Origin of the sequence: Streptomyces sp. NPDC051172, assembly GCF_040682555.1 — a bacterium.
Classification (GTDB): domain Bacteria; phylum Actinomycetota; class Actinomycetes; order Streptomycetales; family Streptomycetaceae; genus Streptomyces.
The window spans coordinates 159,104-166,553 of sequence record NZ_JBFBBE010000009.1 but is presented as its reverse complement, the minus strand read 5'-3'; the positions used below and the strand labels follow the sequence as shown (position 1 = coordinate 166,553).

Here is a 7,450-nt window from a genome sequence, read left to right as displayed (position 1 = left end):
ATCTACCAGCGGTCCCGTTCGTCATTCACCGCAGGGCCAGCACGCCCACCCGCGCCTGGACAGCGCCCCAGCCAGCCTTAACTTCCCGGCCTTGGTACAAAATGGGGCGATGCGAAAGATCGGTGCACCGCGTGCGGCGGCCGCGACGGCGGCCCTGGGAGCCCTTTTGTCGGCCTTGACCGCGTGCGGCGGCGCGCAGGACAGCAGTACCGCACAGACAGACGCCGCGGGCAATACGGCCGCCACGCGCGCACGTGCCGCCCAGGGCGCCCGCATCCCCGGCATCGGCGACCGCCTGAGACAGCGGATTCCAGCGAACTCCCGTCAGGTCGTGGCGGTCTACGGGACGGGCAGGGACTCCGCGGACTCCACTGTCGTGCTGTACACGAAGCACGGCTCGAGCTGGGGGCGGACCCGCAGCTGGCCGGCGCACAACGGCAAGAAGGGCTGGACCGCCGACCACCACGAGGGGGACCGGCGCAGTCCTGTCGGCGTGTTCACCCTCACCGACGCGGGCGGTGTCCTGCCCGACCCCGGCGCCCGGCTCCCGTACACGCGCGACGCGTCCTTCGCGGCCCCGCGCCGGTGGGCCGCCTCGCACTGGCACGACTTCGACTACGTCATCGCCATCGACTACAACCGCGTCAAGGGCACCGCGCCCAACGACCCGACCCGCCCCGAGGGCGACGCGAAGGGCGGCAGCATCTGGCTGCACATGGACCACGGCAGCGGTACGTCGGCCTGCATCAGCCTGTCCAAGGCGGCGATGGAGTACCTGCTGCGCACGCTCGACCCGGACCGGCATCCCGTGGTGGTGATGGGGGACAGGGCGGACCTGGGGGCCCGGCACTTCTGACGGAGGCCTCATTGCCACGGGGTGCCGACTCCCCGTAGAACACGGGCCATGAAGAGACGGATCGTCATGTCCATGCTCGCCGGAGCAGCCCTCCTGGCGAGCGCCCTCCTCGGGGCGGGGCCGGCCGGCGCCGCCGACGTGCCCGCCGAGTTCGGCACCGACTGGCACGACCCGGTGACGGCGGCTCCGCCCGTCGACAGACCGGCCGGCAAGTCCTGCCAAGTCACGCTCGCCGAGGCCCAGTTCAAGGACTTCACCCCCTACAGGGGAACGTACACACCACCCGAGGGCTGTGGCGACCGCTGGAGCAAGGTGGTGCTGCGCCTCGACGGCAAGGTCAAGGGGCGGCAGTTCGACCGGATCGGCTATCTGCACGTCGGCGGGGTCGAGATCCTTCGCACCTCCACCCCCGAGCCCTCGCCCGACGGCATCGCCTGGTCCGTCGAAAAGGACGTCACGCGCTACAGCGACACCTTCCGCAGCAGCCAGGACGTCGAGATGCTCATCGGGAACGTCGTCGACGACACCTACACCGGCGTGCTCGACGTCAAGGTCACACTCACCTTCTATCCGGGCGAACCGGCCGCAGCGCCCGCCGACAAGGTCCTCACCCTCGGTGAGGGCAACACCCTCACCACCCCGCGCAACAGCGAACGCATCCTCGCCGAGGTGTACGCCACCGGATCGGGCGGCGGCTGCGAGGAGTTCTGGTATCTGGCGGTGCCCGGCAAGGCACCGTATTCCTGCCAGGCCGACGGCGGCCCGTACCGCGAGGTGCAGATCAAGGTCGACGGCCAGCCGGCCGGAATCGCCGCGCCGTTTCCGCACGTGTGGACCGGGGGCTGGTCCAACCCCTTCCTCTGGTACGTCGTTCCGGCACCGCGCGCCTTCGACGTCAAGCCGATCGAATACGACCTGACACCCTTCGCGGGGTTGCTCAACGACGGCCGCTCGCACAAGGTCGACGTCTCGGTGGTGGGCGTCCCCGAGGGGCAGAGCGGCTGGAGCGCGCCGGTCGACGTACTGGTGTGGCAGGACGCCGGGCGGACGCACGTGCCCGGAAGGCTCACGGTGGACCGGGCGGGCGAGCTCGCGAACTCCTCGACGTACACGGCCGGTTCACCGGAGCGGGTGGACACCGAGGCCGGTCACCGGCTGACCGTCTCCGGATACGTCGACACCTCGCACGGGCGGGTGACCACCACGGTCAGCCGCACGCTCGCCAACACCTCCATCCATCGGTGGACCGACGGCGAGAACGTGGACGGCCTCGACGCGAAATGGACCGACGACGAGTCAGTGACCGTCGACGGGCGCGGACCGGCCCGCACGACGTTCACCCACCGCACGTACACGATGAGCGGCTCGACCACGATCGGCGACGACGCCCGGCTGCGCACCGTGCTGACGCTCGGCGACCGTGCCGCCGTCGTCGAGTCGCGCGGAGGCCGGCCGACAGCCTGGTCGCGGCTGGACGACACGGTCAGCGGCGATGCCGCCTATGCGACGGGCGTCCCGCGCGATCAGCGGCATGCGGTCGGTACAACCAGCGAGCGCTACCGGCTGTACGGCTCGGCGGGCTGCTACGACCACTCGCTCACAACCGTTCAGGGGGTGCTCACGGAGGAACGGGACGGCTGCTGAGGCCAATTGTGTGCGATGCGTCACAGGGGGCGTGATTTACATGTCCGCAACACAGAGGTTGCGGGCTGGATCATCCCGAGCGCGAAAGTGATCGTCACGGAATCCGCTTTCCGTATCGCAGAAGTCTCCCCGGCTTCTGTGAGGTTGACGTCCCCACTAGGAGTGCCCGTGCCGCCGTCCGTCCCGTCCGCCCCGCGACGCGTCGCACGCATACTGCGTACCTCTCTGTTCGCTCAGGTCCTCTGCGCGCTCGTGCTCGGAATCGTCGTCGGGAAGCTGTGGCCCGGCTTCGCCGCGGATCTTCAGCCGCTCGGCGACGGTTTCACCCGGCTCATCAAGACGATCATCTCGCCGCTGGTGTTCTGCGTGGTCGTCGTCGGCATCGCCAAGGCCGGTGACCTCAAGGCCTTCGGCCGGATCGGGCTCAAGGCCCTGATCTGGTTCGAGGTCGCCAGCACCGCCGCGCTGATCATCGGCCTGGTCGCCGCCAACGTCGTCCAGCCCGGCTCGGGCATGCATGTCGACCCGTCCACGCTGAGCACCAAGGCGGTCGACGCGAAGACGGGTGGCGGGGCGCTGCCCTCGACGACCGAGTTCATCGTCAACGCGCTGCCCACCAGTTTCATCGGCGCCTTCGCCGAGAACTCCCTGCTCCAAGTGCTCATCCTGGCCTGCCTGGTGGGCGCGGCTCTGCTGCACCTCGGCCACACCAAGGTGCCCCAGGTGCTGCCCGCCATCGAGCAGGCCCAGGAGGTCATCTTCGCGATCGTCGGCTTCGTGATGCGGCTGGCCCCGATCGCGGTGTTCGGTGCCATGGCCGTCCTGATCGGCCAGTACGGGCTCGGAGTGATCGAGACCTACGCCAAGCTGATCATCCTGTGCTACGTCGCCGCGGCGCTGTTCATCGCGCTGCTCGCCGTCGCCCTGCGCATGGTCGCCGGGCTGAGCCTGTGGAAGTTCCTGCGCTACATCCGCGAGGAGATGCTCCTTGCGCTCGGCACCGCGTCCACCGAGTCCGTCATGCCGCGTGTGATGCAGAAGCTGCGCAGGGCCGGCGCCCGCGACGACGCCGTGGGCCTGGTGCTGCCCACCGGGTACTCCTTCAACCTCGACGGCGCCTCGCTCTACCTCTCCATCGGCACGCTGTTCATCGCCCAGGCCGTCGGCGTCGACCTCAGCCTGGGCCAGCAGATCACCGTCGTCCTGGTGCTGATGCTGACCAGCAAGGGCATGGCCGGCATCCCCGGTTCCGCCTTCCTCGCCCTGTCCGCGACCGCCTCCTCGCTGGGCGCCGTCCCGGCCGGAGCGGTGGCGCTGCTGCTGGGCGTGGACCGGATCATGGACTCGATGCGGGTGGTGACGAACCTGCTCGGCAACTGTGTCGCCGTGTTCGCCGTCTCTCGCTGGGAGGGGGCGCTGGACGTGGAGCAGGCGAAGAAGGTGCTGGACGGTTCAGTTGTCGCTGACGAGTCGGAGTCCTCTGCGCCGGAGCCGACGGTGCCTGTCGCCCAGTAGCTCGGGGTGCCCTGCTTCGCGGGCGGCTGCGGGTGGTTCGTGGCTTGTCGCGCCACGCACCCGCAGCCGCCCGCGAACCGTTGAGGCCCCCTACTTGCAGCGCCACTCCGGCGCGTCGTCAACAAGAGTGTTCAACAATCCGCCCAGCACCGCACGCTGCTCATCCGTCAGCGGAGCGAGAATCTCCGAGGCGGCGGACCGGCGCGCCCCGCGGAGCTCCCGGAGTGCCTTCCGTCCGTCATCCGTGAGCTCGATGCGGATCACCCGGCGGTTGCTCGGGTCGGGGACCCGGCGCACCTTGCCGCTCGCCTCCAGCCCGTCGACCAGGGTGGTCACCGCCCGGGGTACCACCTCGAGGCGCTCGGCCAGGTCGGCCATGCGCGGTGGTGAGCTCCAGTGCGCCAGTGTGCGCAGCAGCCGGGACTGGGCCGGGGTGACGCCCAGGCCGCACTGCTCGATGTGCCGCTTCTGGATGCGGTGCACACGGCGGGTGAACCGCAACAGCTGCTCGGCGAGCAGGCTGTCGGAATCGGGGGTGGCCATACGGGAACAATATCAGGACCTAATTCATTGTGAGCATAGGTAACAATGAGCTAGGCTCCGCCCGTCTTCGCCACCTCACTCCCTAGGAGTCCATTGCACCCCGATCGAGAACCCCGCTGGACACCGCCGGCCGATGCCAAGGAGCAGCCCCGGCAGGTGCGCCGCATCCTGAGACTCTTCCGCCCCTACCGCGCCCGGCTCGCCGTGGTCGGCCTGCTGGTCGGCGCCGCCTCGCTGGTCTCCGTGGCCACGCCCTTCCTGCTCAAGGCGACCCTCGACGTCGCGATCCCCCAGGGCCGCACCGGCCTGCTCAGCCTGCTCGCGCTCGGCATGATCCTCAGCGCCGTCCTCACCAGCGTCTTCGGCGTACTGCAGACGCTGATCTCCACGACGGTCGGCCAGCGCGTCATGCACGACCTGCGCACCGCCGTCTACGGCCGGCTGCAGCGCATGTCGCTCGCGTTCTTCACGCGCACACGCACCGGCGAGGTCCAGTCCCGCATAGCCAACGACATCGGCGGCATGCAGGCCACCGTCACCTCCACCGCCACCTCCCTGGTCTCCAACCTGACCAGCGTGGTCGCCACGATCGTCGCGATGATCGCCCTCGACTGGCGCCTGACCGTCGTCTCGCTCCTGCTGCTCCCGGTCTTCGTGTGGATCAGCCGCCGCGTCGGCAGGGAACGCAAGAAGATCACCACCGAGCGTCAGAAGCAGATGGCCGCCATGGCCGCCACGGTCACCGAGTCGCTCTCCGTCAGCGGCATCCTGCTGGGCCGCACCATGGGCCGCTCCGACTCGCTGACGAAGTCCTTCGCCGAGGAGTCCGAGGAGCTGGTCGACCTCGAGGTGAGGTCGAACATGTCCGGCCGCTGGCGGATGGCGGTCATCACGATCGTCATGGCCGCCATGCCGGCCGTCATCTACTGGACCGCGGGCATCGCCCTCCAGACGGGCGGTCCCGGCATCTCCATCGGCACCATCGTCGCCTTCGTCTCGCTCCAGCAGGGCCTGTTCCGCCCGGCGGTGAGCCTGCTGTCGACCGGCGTGCAGATCCAGAGCTCGCTCGCGCTCTTCCAGCGCATCTTCGAATACCTCGACCTGCCGATCGACATCACCGAGCGGGAGAACCCGGTACACCTCGACCGGATCAAGGGCGAAGTCCGCTTCGAGGACGTCTCGTTCCGCTACGACAGCAACGACAACCAGAGCGGCCCCACCCTCGACGGCATCGACGTCACCGTTCCCGCCGGCAGCAGCCTCGCCGTCGTCGGCCCCACCGGCGCCGGCAAGTCGACGCTCGGCTATCTGGTCCCGCGGCTGTACGACGTCACCGGCGGCCGCGTCACCCTCGACGGCGTCGACGTCCGCGACCTCGACTTCGACACCCTCGCGCGCGCGGTCGGCGTCGTCTCCCAGGAGACGTATCTCTTCCACGCCTCGGTCGCCGAGAACCTGCGCTTCGCCAAGCCGGACGCCACCGACGAGGAGCTGCACGCGGCGGCCAGGGCGGCCCAGATCCATGACCACATCGCGTCGCTGCCCGACGGGTACGACACCGTCGTCGGCGAGCGCGGCCATCGCTTCTCCGGCGGCGAGAAGCAGCGCCTGGCGATAGCCCGCACCATCCTGCGCGACCCGCCGGTCCTGATCCTCGACGAGGCGACGAGCGCCCTGGACAACCGCACCGAGGCGGCCGTCCAGGAGGCCATCGACGCCCTGTCGGCCAACCGCACCACGGTCACCATCGCGCACCGCCTCTCCACCGTCCGCGGCGCCGACCAGATCGTGGTCCTCGACTCCGGCCGCGTCGCCGAACGGGGCACACACGAGGAACTGCTGGATCGGGACGGGCGGTACGCGGCCCTCGTACGCCGGGATGCCCAACTGGAACCGACAGGCTGAAGATCTGTCGGGTTTATGGTGATATGCGGGTTACCGTGCCCGCATGCATCAGAACATTCCGCCACGGGGCACGATCCGACTGACGCGCCGGGGCCGACTCGTCCTCATCCTCCTCGCGACCGGAGCCGTGGTGGCCGCCGCCGCCGTGGTGGTGCCGCTGCTGACCGTGCGGCACGGCGTGCAGGAGGCCAAACCCGCCTCCCTGGTGATCCCGGAGGGCTGGCGCGCGAGCCAGGTCTACGGCGCCGTCGACAAGGCCCTCGCCCTGCCCGCCGGCAGCACCGAGAAGGCACTTCCGAAGGCCCGCCTGAAGCTGCCGACGGACGCCGCGGGCAACCCGGAGGGCTACCTCTTCCCCGCGACCTATCCCGTCACGAAGAAGGCGACGCCCGAGTCCCTGCTGTCGTTCATGGTCAACACCGCCAACAAGAGGTTCAACGGTGCCCCCGTCGCAGCCGGCGCGCAGCGCAACGCGATGAACGTCTACCAGGCGGTCACCGTCGCGAGCATCGTGCAGGCCGAGGCCGCCTCGAAGGCCGACATGGGCAAGGTGGCGCGGGTCGTCTTCAACCGGCTGGAGCGCGGGATGCCGCTGCAGATGGACTCCACCCTCAATTACGCCCTCAAGCGCGCCACGCTGAAGACCAGCGCCGACGACACGAAGCTCGTCAGTCCCTACAACTCCTACCAGCGCATGGGCCTGCCGCCCACCCCGATCGACAACCCGGGCGAGGAGGCGATGCGGGCCGCGATCAACCCGCCCGCGGGCGACTGGCTGTACTTCGTCACGGTCAAGCCGGGCGACACCCGCTTCACCGCGGACTTCGCCGAACACCAGCGCAATGTGGCGGAGTTCAACGCCCGGCAGAACGGCTCCGCTCCACTGGTCACGCAGAGCACCTCCGCTCCACTGGTCACGCAGAGCAGCTCCGCTCCGCTGACCGTGCAGAACAGCCCCGTTCCGCAGGTCGCGAAGTAGCCCGCGGA

6 protein-coding genes are annotated in these 7,450 nt (G+C 69.5%); 5 read left to right on the top strand and 1 reads right to left on the bottom strand.

What is annotated here, in order from left to right:
• The first annotated feature begins 109 nt into the window (after nucleotides 1–109).
• The 3 genes from AB0N07_RS07930 (at nucleotide 110) to AB0N07_RS07920 (ending at nucleotide 4,015) form a co-directional block, all read left to right on the top strand.
• Nucleotides 110–856 carry a L,D-transpeptidase family protein gene (locus AB0N07_RS07930; RefSeq protein WP_365833237.1) on the top strand — a complete coding sequence of 249 codons (747 nt, stop codon included), beginning with the start codon at nucleotides 110–112 and terminating at the stop codon, nucleotides 854–856.
• 48 nt (nucleotides 857–904) lie between these two features.
• Nucleotides 905–2,500 (top strand): peptide-N4-asparagine amidase, encoded by a 1,596-nt coding sequence (locus AB0N07_RS07925; protein ID WP_365833235.1) that lies wholly within the window; start codon nucleotides 905–907, stop codon nucleotides 2,498–2,500.
• Nucleotides 2,501–2,668: 168 nt separating this feature from the next.
• Nucleotides 2,669–4,015, top strand: a complete 1,347-nt coding sequence (locus AB0N07_RS07920) for a cation:dicarboxylase symporter family transporter (protein ID WP_365833232.1) — start codon at nucleotides 2,669–2,671, stop codon at nucleotides 4,013–4,015.
• 90 nt (nucleotides 4,016–4,105) lie between these two features.
• Here the strand turns inward: AB0N07_RS07920 and AB0N07_RS07915 are convergent, their stop codons facing one another.
• Nucleotides 4,106–4,558, bottom strand: coding sequence for a MarR family transcriptional regulator (locus AB0N07_RS07915; RefSeq protein ID WP_365833230.1), 453 nt, complete (start codon nucleotides 4,556–4,558; stop codon nucleotides 4,106–4,108).
• 93 nt (nucleotides 4,559–4,651) lie between these two features.
• Here AB0N07_RS07915 and AB0N07_RS07910 point away from each other — a divergent pair, with 93 nt between their 5' ends.
• Both AB0N07_RS07910 and mltG read left to right on the top strand, forming a co-directional pair.
• Nucleotides 4,652–6,463 (top strand): ABC transporter ATP-binding protein, encoded by a 1,812-nt coding sequence (locus AB0N07_RS07910; protein WP_365833228.1) that lies wholly within the window; start codon nucleotides 4,652–4,654, stop codon nucleotides 6,461–6,463.
• A gap of 43 nt (nucleotides 6,464–6,506) precedes the next feature.
• The gene (gene mltG / locus AB0N07_RS07905; protein WP_365833226.1) at nucleotides 6,507–7,442 is read left to right on the top strand and encodes an endolytic transglycosylase MltG; all 936 of its coding nucleotides are present in this window, start codon (nucleotides 6,507–6,509) and stop codon (nucleotides 7,440–7,442) included.
• Nucleotides 7,443–7,450 lie beyond the last annotated feature (8 nt).